The sequence below is a fragment of the Limnochorda sp. L945t genome (genome assembly GCF_035593305.1).
In the GTDB taxonomy this organism is placed as follows: Bacteria; Bacillota; Limnochordia; order Limnochordales; family Geochordaceae; genus Carboxydichorda; species Carboxydichorda subterranea.
The window spans coordinates 635,530-653,672 of record NZ_CP141615.1 but is presented as its reverse complement, the minus strand read 5'-3'; the positions used below and the strand labels follow the sequence as shown (position 1 = coordinate 653,672).

Annotated in this window: 16 protein-coding genes; 2 read left to right on the top strand and 14 right to left on the bottom strand. The window is 70.2% G+C overall.

Annotated elements, in window-relative coordinates:
- Nucleotides 1–85: 85 nt before the first annotated feature.
- From U7230_RS02990 to U7230_RS02980, 3 genes are all read right to left on the bottom strand, one after another.
- Nucleotides 86–1,657 carry an ABC transporter substrate-binding protein gene (locus tag U7230_RS02990; RefSeq protein WP_324717263.1) on the bottom strand — a complete coding sequence of 524 codons (1,572 nt, stop codon included), beginning with the start codon at nt 1,655–1,657 and terminating at the stop codon, nt 86–88.
- A 64-nt stretch (nt 1,658–1,721) separates the two neighbouring features.
- Nucleotides 1,722–2,612: an ABC transporter permease gene (locus tag U7230_RS02985; RefSeq protein ID WP_324717262.1), complete on the bottom strand. Its 891-nt coding sequence runs from the start codon at nt 2,610–2,612 to the stop codon at nt 1,722–1,724.
- 12 nt (nt 2,613–2,624) lie between these two features.
- Nucleotides 2,625–3,635 (bottom strand): ABC transporter permease, encoded by a 1,011-nt coding sequence (locus U7230_RS02980; RefSeq protein WP_324717261.1) that lies wholly within the window; start codon nt 3,633–3,635, stop codon nt 2,625–2,627.
- A 443-nt stretch (nt 3,636–4,078) separates the two neighbouring features.
- On the opposite strand from U7230_RS02980, the gene thiT reads away from it, so the two are divergent.
- Entirely contained in the window at nt 4,079–4,633 is a 555-nt protein-coding gene (thiT, locus tag U7230_RS02975) for an energy-coupled thiamine transporter ThiT (protein WP_324717260.1), read from the top strand.
- Nucleotides 4,634–4,708: 75 nt separating this feature from the next.
- On the opposite strand, the gene U7230_RS02970 is transcribed toward thiT, so the two are convergent.
- Nucleotides 4,709–5,230 (bottom strand): OsmC family protein, encoded by a 522-nt coding sequence (locus tag U7230_RS02970; RefSeq protein ID WP_324718172.1) that lies wholly within the window; start codon nt 5,228–5,230, stop codon nt 4,709–4,711.
- Nucleotides 5,231–5,251: 21 nt separating this feature from the next.
- Nucleotides 5,252–8,134: a cation-translocating P-type ATPase gene (locus tag U7230_RS02965; protein WP_324717259.1), complete on the bottom strand. Its 2,883-nt coding sequence runs from the start codon at nt 8,132–8,134 to the stop codon at nt 5,252–5,254.
- A 157-nt stretch (nt 8,135–8,291) separates the two neighbouring features.
- Here U7230_RS02965 and U7230_RS02960 point away from each other — a divergent pair, with 157 nt between their 5' ends.
- Complete coding sequence (locus tag U7230_RS02960; RefSeq protein WP_324717258.1) at nt 8,292–9,287, top strand: RluA family pseudouridine synthase; 996 nt, start codon at nt 8,292–8,294, stop codon at nt 9,285–9,287.
- 5 nt (nt 9,288–9,292) lie between these two features.
- On the opposite strand, the gene U7230_RS02955 is transcribed toward U7230_RS02960, so the two are convergent.
- From U7230_RS02955 to U7230_RS02915, 9 genes are all read right to left on the bottom strand, one after another.
- Entirely contained in the window at nt 9,293–10,129 is an 837-nt protein-coding gene (locus U7230_RS02955) for a carbohydrate ABC transporter permease (RefSeq protein ID WP_324717257.1), read from the bottom strand.
- A complete protein-coding gene (locus U7230_RS02950) occupies nt 10,120–10,998 on the bottom strand; it encodes a carbohydrate ABC transporter permease (RefSeq protein WP_404980623.1) in 879 nt (292 codons plus the stop codon). Before U7230_RS02950 ends, U7230_RS02955 begins: the two co-directional genes overlap by 10 nt.
- A gap of 87 nt (nt 10,999–11,085) precedes the next feature.
- Nucleotides 11,086–12,405: an extracellular solute-binding protein gene (locus U7230_RS02945; protein WP_324717255.1), complete on the bottom strand. Its 1,320-nt coding sequence runs from the start codon at nt 12,403–12,405 to the stop codon at nt 11,086–11,088.
- A 135-nt stretch (nt 12,406–12,540) separates the two neighbouring features.
- On the bottom strand, nt 12,541–14,994 hold the full coding sequence (locus U7230_RS02940) for a nitric-oxide reductase large subunit (protein WP_324717254.1): 2,454 nt from the start codon (nt 14,992–14,994) through the stop codon (nt 12,541–12,543).
- Between the two features lie 24 nt (nt 14,995–15,018).
- On the bottom strand, nt 15,019–15,459 hold the full coding sequence (locus U7230_RS02935) for an RrF2 family transcriptional regulator (protein WP_324717253.1): 441 nt from the start codon (nt 15,457–15,459) through the stop codon (nt 15,019–15,021).
- 290 nt (nt 15,460–15,749) lie between these two features.
- On the bottom strand, nt 15,750–15,959 hold the full coding sequence (gene tatA, locus U7230_RS02930; protein WP_324717252.1) for a twin-arginine translocase TatA/TatE family subunit: 210 nt from the start codon (nt 15,957–15,959) through the stop codon (nt 15,750–15,752).
- Nucleotides 15,960–16,024: 65 nt separating this feature from the next.
- On the bottom strand, nt 16,025–16,870 hold the full coding sequence (locus tag U7230_RS02925) for an ABC transporter permease (protein WP_324718171.1): 846 nt from the start codon (nt 16,868–16,870) through the stop codon (nt 16,025–16,027).
- Nucleotides 16,830–17,609 (bottom strand): ATP-binding cassette domain-containing protein, encoded by a 780-nt coding sequence (locus tag U7230_RS02920; RefSeq protein WP_404980622.1) that lies wholly within the window; start codon nt 17,607–17,609, stop codon nt 16,830–16,832. The genes U7230_RS02925 and U7230_RS02920 overlap by 41 nt, the downstream gene beginning before the upstream one ends.
- Nucleotides 17,566–18,120, bottom strand: coding sequence for a MarR family winged helix-turn-helix transcriptional regulator (locus tag U7230_RS02915; protein WP_324717250.1), 555 nt, complete (start codon nt 18,118–18,120; stop codon nt 17,566–17,568). The genes U7230_RS02920 and U7230_RS02915 overlap by 44 nt, the downstream gene beginning before the upstream one ends.
- Nucleotides 18,121–18,143 lie beyond the last annotated feature (23 nt).

Genomic DNA, 18,143 nt, shown 5'->3' with positions numbered 1-18,143 from the left:
GGTCGCTTCGCCCGCGGCTGGCATCGACTTTCAGCCACAGACCCCGGGGCGGTACCTGCGTCTCCCAGTATAACGGCTCAGGGCCTTACTTCTTGTACATCAACCAGGTACGGAAGTTCATGGACGGATCCAGCACGATCCCCTCGACGTTGCGCTGGGCGATGGCCAGGTGCTGGATGCTGTTTTGCCAGAGCGGGATGAGGATCGCGCTCTCCGCCAGCTTCTGCTGGGCCTGCACGTAGAACCGCTCGCGGATGTCCTGGTCGCTCACGTGCTTGGCCGCCGTGAGCAGCCGCACGAACTCCCGGTAGTACGCCCGGTCGGCCTCGCTGGTCGCCCGGTCGAGGTGCGTGCCCAGCGACCCCGGCGCCTCCGTGAGCCACGGCGCCAGGAAGTTGTCCGGGTCGAGGAAGTCGGGGTACCAGCCCAGGAAGAACATCCCGAGCGCGCCCTCGCTCATGCGGGTCACGTACGTGCCCCACTCGAGGGCTTGCACGTCCACCTTGACCAGCCCGGTCTCTTCCAGGCTGTCCTTTACCACCGCTGCGACGTCGCCCTCCGTGGTGCCGTAGTGGCTGGGCGTGTACCAGAGGGTGATGGTGAGCGGCTTGCTCTGGGAGTACCCGAGCGCGGCCAGCGCCTTGCGGGCGCCCTCGACGTCACGCTTGGGGTACGCCTCGATGTGGCTCCACATACCCGGCGGCACCATGCTGTAGAGCGGCGCGTTGAGCCCGCCGAAGACGTCGCTCACGATCCGCTCCCGGTCGATGGCCAGCGCCAGCGCCCGGCGCAGCGCAGGGTTGTCGAAGGGCTTCTGCGTCACGTTGAACACGATATAGCGGACCGAGAGGCTCCCCTTGCCCTTGATGACGGCAAACCGCCCGTCCTTCTCCAGGCTGGCGATGTCCTCCGGGTTGAACGTCCGGAAGCCCACGTCGATCTGCCCGGACTCGAGCGCCGCCCGCAGCGCCGACGCGTCCGAGTAGAAGACCTCGATGACGCGCTGCGTCTTGGGTTTGGGCCCCCAGTACTTGTCGTACGCCTCGAGCACCACCCGCTGGTCCGGGTCGTAGCGCACGAGCTTGTACGGCCCGGTGCCCGCGTACTGCCCGTTGACCATCTTGTCCGCCGGCATCGACTTAGGGCTGAACGCCATCACCGGAGCGATGGGGTCGGCGAGGCGCGCCAGGAACGTGGCGTCGCTCTGCTTGAGGGTGATACGCAACGTGTATTCGTCGACCGCCTCGATCTTGTCGATGCCCTTGATGAGCCCGACGGCGCCCTCGGGGCCGTCCAGCTTCAGCGCCCTCTCGAGGCTCCACTTCATGGCCTGCGCGTTGAACGGGGTCCCGTCTGTGAACGTCACCCCCCGGCGCAGATAAAAGGTGTACACCTTCGCGTCGGACGAGATCTGCCACCGCTCCGCCAGCGACGGCACCAGCCTGGCCGTGCCCGGCTCGGGTGTGACCAGCGTCCCGGTGGTTTGTTCCAGTACGTGCCACGTCCAGAAGTCATACGAGTTGGCGGGCTCGAGCTGCGTGACCTTGTCCGTCGTGCCGATGATGAGGGTCGAATCCTGGGCGGCCAGCGCCCCCGCCGGCATCATCGCCACCAGGGCCAGCACCACCCACCAGGAAAAGCGCCCTACCGCTCTCATGTCCTTCCTCCCTTCGGATTGGCCGTTCTATTCCCTTCCTGGTCCACCAATTCCTGCCCGCGCCTCACGTCGTGAGCCGCTTGCGCCGGGGATCCAGCCAGTCATTGATCCCCTCCCCCACCATCCCGAAGCCCAGGGACACCACGATGATGAACAGCCCCGGGAACGTCACCAGCCACCAGTGCCCCGCCTGCAAGAACTTCTGGCCATTCTGGATGTCGAACCCCCAATCGGGCGTCGGCGGCGGCAGGCCGAACCCCAAGAAGGCCAGCGCGGCCTCCGTCAGGATGGCGTCCGCCACGGTGAAGGACGAGACCGCCAGAAGAGCCGGCAGCGTCAGGGGTGCGACGTGCAAAAAGAGGGTGCGCAGCCTCGAGGCTCCCAGCGCCCGGGCCGCCTCCACGTGCTCCATCTCCCGCACCTGCAGCGTCTGGCTCCGGGCCAGACGGAAGTACGTAGGGACGTACACAAGGGCGATGGCGAGCACCATGTTGAGCATGCCGGGGCCCAGCATCGCCACCACCACGATGGCCAGCACCAGCGCGGGAAACGAGTAGACCGCGTCCATGACCAGCGACAAGACCCGATCCACCGTACCGCCCCAGAAGCCCGAGACCCAGCCCAACAACGAACCGGCGCCGAACGACGCCAGCGTCGCCACCGCCGCCACGGTGAGGGGCACGCGGCCTCCCCACACGACCCGGCTGAAGACGTCCCGGCGCAACTGGTCGGTGCCCATCCAGTGGCCGGCCCCGGGCGGCTGCAGCCGCTCGCCCACGGCGTCCGTAGGCGAGTAGGGAGCAATGGATCCCGCCAGGAGCGTCAAGGCGACGGCCAAGACGACGATGCCGCCTCCGACGGCCAGGAGGTAGTGGCGAACCAAACGGTGCAGCCCCAGCGCCCGGACGCCCCAGGCGGTCGACGTGGCCGTCTCGACTGTACTGGATGATGCCATCGCGCTTTCCCCTCAGAATCGCACCCGTGGGTCGAGCAGCGGGTACGTCATGTCCACCAGCAAGTTGATCACCGAGATGAAGAGGGCGATGAAGACCACGCTGCCCTGGATGGCGGGGAAGTCCCGGTAGTCGATGCTCATGAGGAGATACCTGCCAATCCCGGGCCACGAGAAGACGGTCTCCGTCAGCACGGCGCCGGCCAGCAACAGCGCGAACTGCATGCCCACGACGGTGACGATGGGGATCATGGCGTTGCGCAGCGCGTGCACCCAGAGCACCCGGCGCTCCGCCAGGCCCTTGGCACGAGCGGTACGCACGTAGTCGGCGTCCAGCACCTCGAGAAGGCGCGTGCGGCTCAAGCGGCCCACGACCCCGGAGAGCACCACGCCCAGCGTCACCGCCGGCAGTACCATGTGATGCAGCGCGCTGCCCAGCGCCTCCCAGTCGCGCTCGAGCAGCGCGTCGAGCGCGTAGAAGCCCGTGCGGGGCTCGAACAGGGCCGCCGTCACCGGGTCGAGCCGCCCGCCCACCGGAAACCAGTGGAGCCGCACGGCGAAGATCATCTGCAGCATCAGGCCGAACCAGAAGATGGGCATCGCGAAGAAGCCCACGTTGGCCAGGCGCATCGCATGGTCCGGGGCCCGGTCAGCCCGGGTCGCGGCCATCATCCCGCCGGCCAGCCCCAGCACGAAGGCGACCAGCATCCCCGAGACGGCCAGCTCGAGCGTGGCCGGGAACCGGTCGAGCAACTCCCGGATGACGGGTCTGCCGGTGCGGATGGAGGTCCCGAAGTCTCCCCGGGCCACCTGCCCGAGGTAATCGACGTACTGAAGGAGCAACGGGCGGTCGAGCCCGAGCCGCTGGCGGTACTCCGCGATCACCTGCGGGCTGACGTTGCGGCCTCCCAGCATGGCCAGCACCGGGTCGCCCGGCATCACCCGCAGGATCAGGAACATGATACTGACCAGGATCAGGATGATGGGAACGGCAAGGCCCAGGCGCATCAACACGTATCGGGCCAACAGGGGCGGCCTCCTCCCTCGGCGTTGGGGCCGATTTCGCCGTGGCCGCGGGCGCCCCCTGCTGCGCCCAGGTCTCGACGCGCGAAAGCGGAAGGGAATCGGATGCCGGCACCGAATCACCCCATCGGGTTTGGGATCCGTTCCGACCATCCAGGGTTTCCGGCGAGCCACTGGGGGAGCCAGGTGCGCTGAGACCCGGGGTGCCTCCGCGACGCCGGCAGGCCGGCGGCAGGGGGTCCCGGGACCCCTCGGACCTGATCAGGGTAATGCCTGCGGAGGGAAGGGGCCGCCGCTGGGGTTACGTCCTCTGGTCGGCCATCGCCTGCCTGTGCGCGAGCGATGGCCGTCGTGTCTTCAGGCGCGTGAGGTGCACCCTCCGCTCCCTGCCTGCTTCGGCAGAGGTCGGCCGCCGGGCCGGCCGGGAAGGAGGTGCACTTCGCATCATGCAGCAACGAGCCAGGGTGTCGTCCTACTGGACCCGCCGGACTCCCACCCATCTGGTGGCCGAAGGCGGCATCGCGGTGGCCCTCTCTGTGGCGCTGAGCGCTCTCAAGCTCTTCCAGATGCCGCAGGGAGGCTCCGTCTCCCTCGAGATGGTGCCGCTTTTCGTCCTCGCGGCGCGCTGGGGCGTCTGGCCCGGGATCGTCGCCGGTGCAGCCTCAGGGCTCCTGCAGATGGCGTTCGGCGGCTACGTCGTGCACTGGGCGCAAGCGCTGCTCGACTATCCGGTGGCGTTCGGCGTGCTGGGGATAGCGGGCGCGTTTCGCTCGCCCGAGTGGGGCGTGGCGGCCGGTTCGCTGGGGAGGCTCGCCGCGCACTGGCTGTCGGGGATCGTCTTCTTCGCCAGCTATGCGCCGGCCGGGCAGCCGGTGGCCCTCTACTCCCTCGTCTACAACGTGACCTACCTCGTCCCCGAGGCCGTGGTCACCGTGGTGGTCGTCTGGGCGCTGCGCACCCGCACGGAGCTGTTCCGCCGGGTGGCCCTGCCGGCAGGGTGAACGTGAGGGGGGCCGGGGCGGCCTGCGGCCTCGCAGGTGCCCCCGGCCCTGCCGTTTCGTAGTCTTTGCGCACGCTCAGCCTTGCGGCCCGGCGCCCCCCTCCGCCGGCGGGAGGGAGGCCGCGGGGGCCGCCCGCTCCACCCCGGTCGTTGCGCCGCCGGGCGCAGCCCCATGGACGGCGGGCTCTTCCAGGGTCACGCGGTAGGTGAGCCGGGTGCCGGCCTTGAGCGTGGCCGCCACCGAGCAGTACTTCTCGAAGGAGAGCCGGGCCGCGTCTTCCACCGGCTTACGGGGCAAGGCGCTCCCCCGCACCACGTACTCGATCTCGATCGACGTGTACCGGCGCGGGTGCTCGGGCGCCCGCTCGCCATGGATCCGCAGCTCCACCCCCGTGAAGGGCACGCGCTTTTTGTGCAGGATGCTCACCACGTCCATCCCGGTGCATCCCCCGAGCGCGATGAGCAGCATCTCCATGGGGCCGGGAGCCCGCTGGGGCTCGTCGCTTCCCGGCTCGTGGCCGTCCATGACGGTGAAGTGACCCGACGGCCCGTAGCCCACGAAGGCCATGCCTCCTGCGTGACGCACGACCACGTCCATCGCTGCCAATGCAAGCCCTCCTCATTCGTGCGCGAACCGGCGGCGGGCGACCGCCCGTTCCACCGCCTTCACTGCCTCTACTATCGGGATCGGGGCGAAGGTCGCAAGCAGGATGCCTTCCCACTCGGGGCCGTTGAGGGGCGTGACCCCGAACACGCCGGCCAGGGGCGGCCACAGGAGCACCACCAACTCGAGGGCGGCCGAGATAGCGAACGCGCCGAGCAGCCACCGGTTGGACAGCGGCCCGACCTGCACGAGCGACTGGCGGCTCGACCGGATGTTGAACGCGTGCACCAGCTGGGACAGGGCGAGCGTCGCAAAGGCCGCCGTCCGGGCCCGCTCGATGCCGTGCCCCTCGCTCAGCACCCACGAGTAGACGGCCAGCGTGAGCGCACCCAGCATGAGCCCCTGGTAGGCGTCTCGCCACGCCATACCGCCGGCGAAGACGCCCTCCCCGCGCCGGCGCGGCGGCCGCTCCATGAGGCCCGGCTCGGGCGGGTCCACGCCGAGCGCCAGCGCGGGCAGCCCGTCCGTCACCAGGTTGACCCACAAGATCTGGATGGCGGTGAGCGGGCGCCCCAGGCCGAGGAGGATCGCTCCGAAGATGGTCACGATCTCCCCCAGGTTGCAGGAGAGCAGGTAGTGCACGAACTTCTTGATGTTCTCGAAGATGGTCCGGCCTTCGGAGACCGCGGCCACCACCGTCGCGAAGTTGTCGTCGGCCAGCACCATGTCGGCCGCTCCCTTGGCGACGTCGGTGCCCGTAATCCCCATGGCCGCCCCGATGTCGGCCCGTTGCAACGCCGGGGCGTCGTTGACCCCGTCTCCCGTGACGGCCACCACGTGCCCCCGTCGCTTGAGCGCTTCGACCACCCGCAGCTTGTGCTCCGGCGTGACCCGGGCGTACACGTCGACGTCCTCGACGACCCTCTCGAGATCCTCGTCGCTCATCCGGTCGAGCTCCACGCCCGTCAGCACCCGGGCCGTGCCGCCGGAGCGCATCAGCCCCACCTGGCTTGCGATGGCGGTGGCCGTGTCCCGGTGGTCTCCCGTGATCATGATCGGCCGCACTCCGGCCCTGCGGCTGACCCGGACCGCCTCGGCCACCTCCGGCCGCGGCGGGTCGATGAGTCCCACCAGCCCCAGCAGCACCAGTGCCTGCTCGGCTACCTCTTCTCGCATGGGCTCGAGGGGGACCTGCAGGGGCCGCACCGCTACGGCCAGGACCCGCAACGCGTCACGGGCCATCGCCGCGTTGGCCTCCATGACCTCCTGCCTGGCCTGCTCGTCGAGCGGCTCCACCCGCCCTCCCCGGAGGATGGCCTGGCAGCGGCTCAGCACCGACTCCGGGCTGCCCTTGGTGAAGAGCAGGTAAGGCGCGCCCGCCAGCAGCTCCGGCCCCGGCCACGCGAGACTCCCCCGCCCCGCGCTGCGGGTCAGCGTAGCGCTCAGCCCGCCGTCGCCGGCGGCCGCCACCTCGTCGCCCGGCGAGGACTCGTCCCCGGCGGGCGCGTTGCGGTGCAGGGTGGACATGCGCTTGCGCCGGGACTCGAAGGGCACCTCGCCGATGCGGGGAAAGCGCCGGTGCTCGTCTTCGGGCCAGAAGCCGGCCCGGGCGGCCGCGGCCAGGATGGCCGTCTCGGTGGGATCCCCCACGGCCCGCCAGCCCCGGTCCTCTTCCAGGCGCTCCAGCCGGCCGTCGTTGACCAGCGAACCGCCCCGCAGCACCCACTCGAGCGCGGCAGCAGCAACAGGATCGAGGCTCTGCCACACCCCGGAGTGCCGGGCTGCGGGCCCGCCGGGCCGGCTCTCCTGCCCCAGCCCCCTCAGGTCCACGACGACGCCCTCGATCCAGGCCCGCACCGCTTCCATGCGGTTTTGGGTGATGGTGCCGGTCTTGTCCGAGGCGATGACCGTCGCCGCCCCCAGGGTCTCCACGGCAGGCAGGCGGCGGACGATGGCCTGGCGCGCCGCCATCCGCTGCACGCCCAGGGCCAGCACGATGGTCACGATGGCCGGCAGGCCCTCCGGGATGGCCGCCACGGCCAGGCTCACCGCCGTCATGAACATGTCCAGCAGCGGCTCGCCCCGGGCCAGGCCCACCGCGAACACGACGACGACCACGCCGAGCGCGATCCCGCCGAGCACCTTGCCGAGCTCGGCCAGTCGCCGCTGCAGCGGCGTCGGCTCCGGCTCCTCCTGGCGAAGGTACGCGGCGATCCGCCCCATCTCCGTCTGCAGCCCGGTGCCGACCACCACGCCGACGCCCCGGCCGTAGGTGATGACCGTGCCCATATAGAGGAGGTTGGTCCGGTCGGCCACCGCCGTCTCCGGCGGGAGCACCTGGGCGGCCTCCTTGCTGACGGGCACCGACTCGCCCGTGAGCGGAGCCTCGTCGGCCTGCAGGTTGGCCGCCTCGACCAGGCGCAGGTCCGCGGGCACCCGTGAGCCGGCCTCGACCAGCACCACGTCGCCGGGGACGAGCTCTCGAGCGTTGACGTCCACGAGGTGGCCGCCGCGCAAGACCCGGGCGTTGGGGTGCATCAGTTCCCTGAGGGCGGCCAGGGCATGCTCGGCGCGGCTTTCCTGGGTGACACCGAGCACGGCGTTGAGGATCACGATGGCCAGGATCACGAAGGCGTCGGACCACTCGCCGAGCGCCACCGAGATCACGGCGGCTGCGATGAGGATGAGGACGAGCGGCTCCCGGACCTGGTCCCACGCCATGGCCCAGATGGTACGCCCGGGCGCCTCCGGGATGGCGTTGGGGCCGAAACGCCTCAGCCGGGCCTCGACTTCGGTAGGGGAGAGGCCCCGTTGGGGGTCCGTCTCCAGGCGACGACACGCTTCTTCGGGAGCCAGGGCATGCCACGGGGTCGACGGGGCGGGGGCGGCGTCACCCATGTCGGGGCGCGCTTCGGGGCGAGCCGCCGGAGCACCGGTGCGGGCTATCGCAGGTCTTCCCTTCGCGTCGGCCAGGCTTCGAATGGGTGGATTCGCGTGAGCCTGTCCCGGTCTGCTCCCAATCTACCACAAAGCATGCCGGTGGTAGAATGAGCCCATGCAGACGCCGCGTCACGATGTTGCGCCACCGGCCGGGCCGGCCGGCGGCGCATCGGGGGCGCCTCTTGCCGCCTTCGCCACCCTGGCCCTCGGGCCGTGCGACGCCGGGCGTACCGTGCGCCAGGTGCTGCTGGGGCGGCTGCATCTTTCCCGTTCGCTGTTGCGCAGGCTCAAGGCATGCGGGGGGATCCGGGTGGACGGTCGCCCGGCCCGCGTTAGCGACGTCCTCGGCCCGGGCGACCGTGCCCTCGTCCTGTCCCTGCCCGCCGAGTTGCCGGCGGCGCCCGAGCCGGTGGCCGTGCCCGTCGTCTACGAGGACGCCCACGTGATGGTGGTCGACAAGCCGGCCGGCCTCGTCGTGCACCCGTCGCGGGGACATCTCGGCGGTACCCTCGTCAACGGGGTCGTCTACCACCGGCTGGAGAGGGGCGAGCCGCCCTGGGTGCATCCCGTGCACCGTCTCGACAAGGAGACCTCCGGGCTGATGGTCATCGCCAAGGACCCCTACGTCCACGAGCGGCTGGCGCCGCACTCGCCGTCCGGGCGGGCGGCCCTCAAGCGCTGGTACGTGGCGCTGGTGCACGGCCGGCTGCAGCCGGCCGCCGGCACGGTGGCGGTGGCCATCCAGGAGCCTCCGCCGGAGTCGGCGACCCGCACCCCCGCGTTGGCCGGAGGCGGCAAAGCGGCCCTGACCCGCTACCGGTCGCTTTGCTACGTTGGCCTGCCGGACGGCCGGGAGGCCAGCGTCGTGGCGTTATCCCTCGGCAGCGGCCGCACCCACCAGATCCGGGTGCACATGGCCCACCTCGGCCACCCGGTGGTCGGCGACCCCCTTTACGGCCGGCCCGCGGTCGAAGCCGGGCCGCCCTCTCCGCCCGGCCGCGAGGAGGCGGCTCGCATGGCGCTGCACGCGCACAAGGTGAGCCTGGCGCATCCGGTCACCGGGCGGCGGCTGGTGTTGAAAAGCCCGGTGCCCTTTGCCCCTTTCGCTTGAACGGCTCACTTGAAGACCAGCTGGATGCCCCGGGTGAAGTAGCGGCTGGCCGCCACGAAGACCAGCACGATGGGCAGCGTGAGCAGCGTGCTGGCCGCGTACAGCGGCCCCGGATAGGTCGCGTACGGCCCGCTCATCGTCGCGATCAGCACGTTGAGGGTCATCATCCGGTACTCCTTGACGACGATGAGGTCCCACAGCAGCTCGGACCACCGCTCCATGAAGAGGAAGAGCCCCACGACGGCCGTGATCGGGATGGACATGGGCAGGACGATCCGGGAGATGATCCGGAGCTCCCCGGCCCCGTCGATCCGGGCCGCCTCCAGCACCTCCTGGGGAATGGACTTGAAGAACGACACGTACATGAAGATGGCCCACAAGTTGACGGCCTTGGGAACGATCATGCCCCAGTACGTGTCGTACATCCCCAACTGGCGCACGACCAGGAAGGTCGGCACCAGCAGGATGATCGCCGGGTAAAACATCTGGAACAAGATCACCTGGTTGACCACGTCGCGCCCCCGCCAGCGCAGGCGGGACAACGCGTACCCCACCACCAGTGCCGAGGCCAGCATGAGCAGCGTCGAGGCGCTCGTGACCAGCGCGCTGTTGCCGAACGCCCGCAGCCATGGTCGCGCCAGCGCGATGGCCGATCCGTGCAGCAGCCAGTCGTACGAGCGCACCGTGAGCTGGGTCGGCACGATGGACCGGTTGACCTCGCTCCAGGGGGCCAGCGACTGCAGCACCATGTACGCGTAGGGGAAGATGGACACCGCGAGGCCCACGATCAGCAGGATGGCCTTGCCCACGGCCCGCAACGCCCGCGCCCGCCTCACACCCATCCGGTGGCCCTCCCCCACCACTCCATCAGGCGCCGTACCACCGTCAGGACCAGGAAGACGGCCACCGCATTGAGGACCGCCACCGCGGAGGCGTACCCGGCCCTGAGCGCGCTGAAGGCCTGGTAGTAGATCTCCAGGTACCACGTGTGGGTGGCGAGGTCCGGCCCCCCGCCCGTCAGCATGTACGGCTCGGTGAAGATACCGAACATCAGCCCCACCGCCAGGATCATGACCGAGTAGAGCGCCGGGTAGAGCTGCGGCAGCGTGATGCGCCAGAAGGAAGTCCACTGGCCGGCGCCGTCGATGGCCGCCGCCTCGTAGAGCTCCCGGGGGATGGACTGGAGCCCTGCCAGGAAGATGAGCGCGTAGTAGCCGGAGAACTTCCAGGCGATCATGAGTGCGATGACGGTGATGGCCAGCGCCGGCACGCCGAGCCAGTCGGGCACGTCCCCGAAGAGCCGGAAGAAGACGTCGCTGACGGGGCTGTTGTAGGAGAGGATCCCCTGCACGACCAGGGCCATGGCCACGCCCGACGCCAGGTACGGCATGAAGAAACCGACCGCCGCCAGCCCGCTCCACCGGCCCAGGGAGTTGACCAGGAGCGCGATGGCGATGGCCGCCACCAGCACCGTGGGCAGGAAGATGGCCATGAACTTGAACGGCGTCCAGAACGCCGCCTGCACCCGAGGGCTCGCCAGCGCCTCGGCGAAGTTGGCCAGCCCTACCCAGTGGCGCTGGGGCGAGATCAGGTCCCACCGGGTGAAGACCAGCACCGCCGCCCAGGCGAACGGCACGACGAAGAAGATCAGGCTGAAGAGGAGGTACGGGGAGGCGAGCAGCCATCCCCGCATCTCCTCCCGCCGCCGCATACCGGACCGCCGGCGCGGCGCGACCGCCGCGCCGGCTACCACGACCCGTTGCCGGGCCTGCAGTTCATGCTGTGGCACGCCGCATCGCTACCGCTTCAGGATGGCCTCCATGGCAGCCTTGGCATCCTGCCAGGCTTTCTCCGGGGTCTTGGTGCCCCGCACGGCCGGCACCAGCCCCGCCTCGCCCAGCGCCGTCTGCACGTCGGAGAACCGGGAGTTGGCGAACGGCGGGACCGCGTACGGCAGCTCCTCGGCGTAGGGCACGAGCTCCGGATGCTCCTTGAAGTAGGCGGCGAAGGTGGGCGACACGCCGAGATCCCCGCGCACGGGCGGCAGCGACGTCGCCTGCAGCCACTTCAGGTCGTTGTCCGGCTTGCTGAAGACCCACCGGATGAACTGCCACAAGGCCAGCTGCTGCTCCTTGGGCGCCTGGGCGTAGATCACGAGCCCCTTGGCGTCGGCGAAGGTCCGGATGGGCTTGTCCGCCGGATAGCGGTCGGGCACGGGGGGCGGCGCCAGCGTGAAGGTCTGGCCCAGCTTCATCTCGGGGAAGCGCTGCTTCCAGTCGGGGAAGGTCCACGGCCCGACGTCCGACCAGATGGAGACGCCGGTCAGGAACGGATCGGTCGACGGCCGGGTCAGCAGGAACCGCTCCTTGTTGAGGTCCTGGTAGAACTTGAACACGCCCACGGCGGCCTCGGAGTCGGCGGTCACTTCCTGGCCCGTGACGAACGGGTGGCCGTCGCTCGCCGCATCGTACAGCATGAAGAAGTCGAACCACCGCTGCCACCACGTGGTGTCCAGCAGCTCCGCCCGCGCCATCAAGAACATCCGCGGCTTGGCCTGCTTGAGCCGGCGGGCCACGCCGAAGACCCCGTCGTAGGTGCGGGGCGGCCCCTGGAAGCCGAGCTCCTTGAGGGTGTCGAGCCGCCAGCCGAAGAGCATGGCGTTGCTATAGATGGGCAGCACGTAGTAGTGGCCGTCGGGAAACTTCCAGCCCTGGATGGCCTCCTCCATGCGCCGGCTCTTGAGCAGCTCGTTCCAGCCCGGCAGGGTGTCGAGCGGGACCAGGGCCTTGCTCTCGTACAGCTGGGCGCCGAAGCCCATGAAGATGTTTTCGGATCCGGTCGGCGCGGTCTTGCCGGCGATGGCCGTCAGGATCGTCGCCTCCGACGTCGGGGACTCTGCCATGGCCCGCACGTCGATCTTCACGTCCGGGTGCTCTGCCATGAACGCCTTGGCCATGTCGCGCCAGAAGATCTCCTGGGTGGGGTTGGGCGCGCTCCAGAACGTCGCGGAGGCAGCGAGAGCTCCCTCCACCGCCAGGGCCACCATCACGGCTGCCGCCACCGCCACCATCGCCGGCCATGCTGCTGCCCTACTGCTCCATCGTCGTGCCAAGCGCACGCACAGTCCCTCCCCTTCAGGATACGGTTGCGGATGCGGGCTGACGCCAGGCGCACGACCTCGCGTCCTGCCGCGGGCCGTTGCCCAATCGGAAGCTTTTAGCGCTCTGCGCCCGATCTCCTCCTCGCCTTTTCCTCAGGCCGCGCCGTCCCCGCCGGCTCCCAGGGCAGGGCGGGCGGCGGCTCGCTCGGGCGCTCCTGATGCCTCGGCCGGTTGCGGCCCGGCCGTCGCAGGGCGCATGTGGAGCAGCCCTTTCACCGTGGCCCACAGCATCGGCACCACGCCGAGCACGATGAAGACGCTGTCGGGCAGCATCCGCAGCCACAGCAGGCGGTGCACCCACGGCGTCTGGTAGAAGGCCGGATCCCGGGCGAAGGCGAAGCCCTGGCCTGCCGACGCCTGGAGCTGCCCGATCCCCACCGGGATCAGGGTCAGCGCCACCATCCCGGCCAGCCCCAGGTTGAGCCCCCAAAAGCCCCACCGGACGGCTCGCTCCGAGAAGGCGTCGGGCCGGGCCAGGCTGCGCAGCACGAACACCAGCAGGGCCAGCGCGAGCATCCCGTAGACGCCCATCAGAGCCGCATGGCCGTGCGCCGCCGTGAGGAACGTGCCGTGCTCGAAGTAGTTGACCGCGGGCAGGTTGATGAAAAAGCCCAGGATGCCCGCTCCCACCAGGTTCCAGAAGGCCGTCGCCATCAAGAACCAGAAGACGGGCGCGTAGGCGAACCGCCCGGATGCCGCCTGCCCGGCGCTGCGCTCCGCCGCCCGCATCAGGCGGTACTGGTCGTACGCCTCCACGCCGAGCAAGGTGAGCGGCACGACCTCGAGCGCCGAGAAGGTGGCCCCCAGCGCCAGCCACAGCTCCGGGAGCCCGACGAAGTAGTAGTGGTGGGCCGTGCCGATGACCCCCGTGGCCATGACCAGGATCACCTGGAAGTACGTGGCCCGCAACGCCGACGAGGGCCGCACCAGCCCCAGGTGGACGAGCAGGGCGGCGGTCACCACCAGGGTGAACACCTCGAAGATTCCCTCGACCCACAGGTGGATCACCCACCACCGCCAAAACTCGGCGATCGCCCAGTTGGTGCCCGGCTTGAAGAGCAGCCCGAAGCCGTAGAAGACCGGGATGGCGGCGCTCGCGTACAGCAGCAGGTGGGCGAGGCTGCCCGGGTCTTGCTGGCGCTTCAGGGCGCGGCGCAGTCCGCGGTAGACGAGCACGAGCCACAGGCCAAGCCCGGCGATGAGCAGCAGCTGCCACAGCCGGCCGAGCTCCAGGTACTCCCACCCCTGGTGCCCGATCCACCACCAGAGGCCTGCGCCGGCAGGGCCATCCCCGGCCGAAAGCCGCCCGGTCGCGCCCCACCACTCGCCCAGCAGGCTGCCGGCAGCCACCAGCAGGAGCGCCCCGAACAGCACGTGCGTCCATGTCGCCTGCCCGCGCGGCTCCTCGGCCCGCTGTCCGGATCGGGCGAGCGCAGGGGCCAGGAAGAGCCCGGCCGCCATCCATGCCGTCGCCACCCAGAAGATGGCCAGCTGCAAGTGCCACGTCCGGGCGACAGAGAAGGGCAACAGCCGGTCGATGGGGATGCCGGCGATCGTTTTGATGCCGAAGAAGTCCGGCGCGACGTACCCGTGGGCCATCCAGCCGCCCAGCAAGGTCTGGGCCAGCAGCAACGCCACCACGACCAGCAGGAACTTGCCGGACGCTCGCTGTCCGGCCGTCAGCTCCCGGGGAAGGAAGAGGCCCCGGGCGCCCGGATCTACTCCCTCGCCCGCGGTCGGCTCCATCTGCAGCCGGTATCGGAAGTAGGCCCACAGCACCAGCGCCAGGACGGCGAGGAGCAGCGCCACACTCACGGCGCTCGCCACGATGGACCCCGGCGTCACCGTGTTGCCGGCCGCCGGCTCGTAGGGCCAGTTGTTGGTGTACGAGTAGGCCTGCCCGGGCCGCCGGGCGGCCGACAGCCACGCCGTCCAGAAGAAGAACCGGGAAAGCGCCGGCACGTCCCGGGCCGAGACGATCCCGGCCGGAAGCGACGCCGCCGGATCGCCCCTGGCGAAGAGCTCCCGGTAGTACCCTTCGACCTTTTCGAGAGCGTAGGCTTGTGCCGGGGTGATGGTGAGCGTGCGCGTCGTCGGGTCGTACCGGTTGGCGCTGAGCTCGCGGCGCACCCGGGCCTCGACGAGGGCTTGCCGATCCCCGGCCGCCTCAGCCGAGCCCGGCGCCGGCAGGCGCGCAGCGTAGTATTCGTGCATCGCCTGCACCATCAGGCGAAGCGTCTGGGCGGTGAAGTCCGGACCGCGCATGGCCCCGTTGCCCAGTACGGAGCCGTAGTCCATCAGGCCGTAGCGCTGCCACGCCGATTGGCCCTGCAGGATGGCCTGCCCGTCCCATGCCCGGCCCGTGCCCTCCACCACGACGATCTGCGGCACGGGCGGCACCTCGCGAAGAGTCGTGGCCGCCCCCACCACCATGACCGTGAAGACGGCCAGCACCGTGAGCACCAGCGCGTACTTCCAAAACCCCGACCGCTCGATGTCCTGCGCCTTGCCCGGCCAGACCGGCCGCGCATCCAGCCGCGCTGCCATCCGCTCCAGCCCCCCTGCTGCCCTTTACCCCGCGGAGCGCTCCTCCGCCCCGCCCGCTTGCGGCCCCGCCCGGCGCGCCAGCTCCTCCAGGGTCATGCTTTGCAGGTAACCCTGCACGGCCTCCCGCAGCCCGTCGAGGATCGGATGGAGCGCGCACTGCGCGAGAGGCGGGCACTCGCCGGGCCAGAGCATGCAGCGGGTGAAGAGCGTGGGCCCCTCGGCCGCCTCGACGATCTCGAGCAACGTCACTTTGGCCGGATCCCGGGCCAGGCGCACCCCTCCGCGCGCCCCCCGGGCCGTCACGACCAGGCCGGCCCGGGCCAACGCCTGCACGATCTTGGCCGCGTACGCCTCGGGCACACACTGGCGCCCGGCGATCGCGCGCACATCGGAGCCGTGCCCCGGCTGCCCGGCCAGGTCCAGCGCCACCCGGATGGCGTAGTCCGTCTGCCTCGTGAGCCGCACCGCCTCTACCCCCTCTCTCCCACGCCCTGGTCGCCGGCATTCTCCAAACCCGAGCCGCCCTCCCCGCTTCCCGGGGGCCTCGCGAGCCGGAACCCACGGAGTGCTCGGCGAGGTATCGGATGAAGTGGACTGTAATGTCCGCTTTGGACCATAAGCGAAGCACCCGCCCCCCACCAGGGGCGGGTGCCCTTGCTTTCGGGGTACTTTCGTCACATCGCGGGAGACGGGCCGGTCTCGCTACTTGTCTGCCGGCGACCTCACGAGCCCCTCGAGACCCCGCATCCGGCCCCTCAGGCCTGCGGCCCCGTACCGGATGCCTGCTGGCCTTTACTCTTGTCGGCCGTCTCGGCGTGCTCCTGTCGAGCGCCGCTGACCGACTCCTTGAACTCCCGGAAACTCTGGCCGATGGCCCTGCCGAGCTGAGGCAACTTGCCCGGGCCGAAGATGATCAGCGCCAAGAGCAGGATGACCAGGAGCTCGGTCGGCCCGATATTGGGCATCTGTCACGTCCCCCTTTGGTCCCCCGACCGTTCGCCCTGAGCATACCACAAATCCGGCCGCCGGTTCAGTTGATGACGTTGGGGTACAGCCGGGCGGCGAGCCAGAGCAGCGCCAGGAGCACGGCGGCCTGTACCCCGAAGTCCACGCCGAGGCCGGCCACGCTTTGCCCGCCCTGGATCATGAGCCCCCGCAGCGCATCGACCTGGTACGTGAGCGGGTTGACGCGCGAGATCCACTGCAGCCACGCCGGCATGACGCTCAACGGGTAGATGGCGTTGCTGGCGAAGAACAGCGGCATCGTCAGCACCTGCCCGATGCCCATGAACCGCTCCCGCGTCTTGACCAGGCAGGCCACCACCAGGGAAAAGGTGGAGAAGATGGCGGCCCCCAACACGACGAACCCCAGCACCCCCGCCACCGCCGGGACCGTGAGCCGCACCTGTACGCCCATGAGCACCGCCAGCAGGTAGACGATGATCGCCTGCGTGAGCGCCCGCACCCCGGCCGACACCGCCTTGCCGAAGACCAGCGCCCCCCGGTACGCCGGGCTCACCAGGAACTTGTGGAGCACTCCCAGGTCCCGCTCCCAGATGACGGAGATCCCGTAGAAGATGGCGATGAACAGCACGCTCTGCGCCAGGATCCCCGGTGCCATGAAGTCGAGGTAGCTGACCTGCCCCGTGGGGATCGCCCGCACCCGGCTCATCACCTGGCCGAACACCACGAGCCACAGCGTCGGCTGCACCGCCCGGGTCAAGAGCTCCACGGGGTCGTGGCGCAGCTTGCGCACCTCCGCCTCGGCCACCGCCAGCGCCTGCCGCACGAACTCCGCCGGCAGCGACGCCGCGCCCGGCGCCGGGAGCGTCGCCTCAGCCAAGCCGTCGTGCCGTGCGCCGAGTCCGGACTGCATCACGGAACGTCCCTCCCGTCTCGATGGAGCTGCCGGTGTAGTGGACGAACACCTCGTCGAGGGTCGCCTGCGGGCCCACCGCCGCCTTGAGCTCCCCCGGAGTACCCACCGCCGCCACCTTGCCGAGGTGCATGATGGCCACCACGTCGCAGAGTTCGTCGGCTTCCTCCATGTAGTGGGTCGTCATGACGATGGTGGTGCCCAGGCGGTCGCGCAGTTCCCGGACGTGTTCCCAGACGGCTCGACGGGCCACGGGGTCGAGGCCCACGGTCGGCTCGTCGAGGAAGAGCACGGCGGGACGGTGCAGCATGGACTGGGCGATCTCCAGGCGCCGGATCATGCCGCCGGAGTAGTTGCGCACGAGCGTGCCGCCGGCCTCGGCCAGCCCCATGAACGCCAGCGCCTCCTCGATGCGCCGGCGCCGTTCGGAGGCCGGGACCCCGTAGATCTTGGCGAAGATGAGCAGGTTTTCGTACCCGGTGAGCGCCCCGTCCGCCGAGAGGACCTGGGGCACGTAGCCGATCCGCCGGCGCACCTCCCGGGGCCGGCGGGTCACGTCGAAGCCGGCCACCTCCGCCGATCCGCTCGTGGGCGGCAAGAGCGTGGTGAGCATCTTGATGGTCGTGCTCTTCCCGGCACCGTTGGGGCCCAGTAAGCCCAGGATCGACCCCGGCGGCACCGACAGCGTGAGGTGGTCAACCGCCACGAGGGTGCCGAACCGCCGGGTCAGCCCTTCCATCCGGACAGCCGCCGTTGCGGTCAAAGGCAACGTCTTTGAGCGCCTCCCTCAGGATCCCCAGGCCTCGCGACAGGGCGTGGAGCTCGGCCGGCGGCAGCGTCGAGAGCAACGTCGCCAGGTACGAACGGGTGGCCGAGCGGGACTGCTCCAGGTGCTCGAGCCCCGACGGCGTCAGGCGCAGCTCGACCCTGCGGCGCTCTTCGGGCGCAACGGCCCGCATGACCAGTCCCCGCCGCACCAGCCGCTCCACGAGCGAGGAGGCGGTCGGAGGCGTGACGCCCAGGTGGTCGGCCACCGCAGAGAGCGACGCCCCGGGGCAGCGGCTCAAGAAGGCGAGCGATCGGAACTGGGGGATGGACAGGGACGGCTGCGAGTGCCGGCGCATCTGGGTGCGGATGAACCGCATGACGGGCGGCACGACCTCCATGATCTCTCGCGCGCACGCCTCCGGCGTCGCCGTCGTCCCCTTGGCCGCCTCGTGCTCCGCCTGCTCTCTCGACTGGCGCCGCACCGTGGCCCTTCACCCCCTGTCGT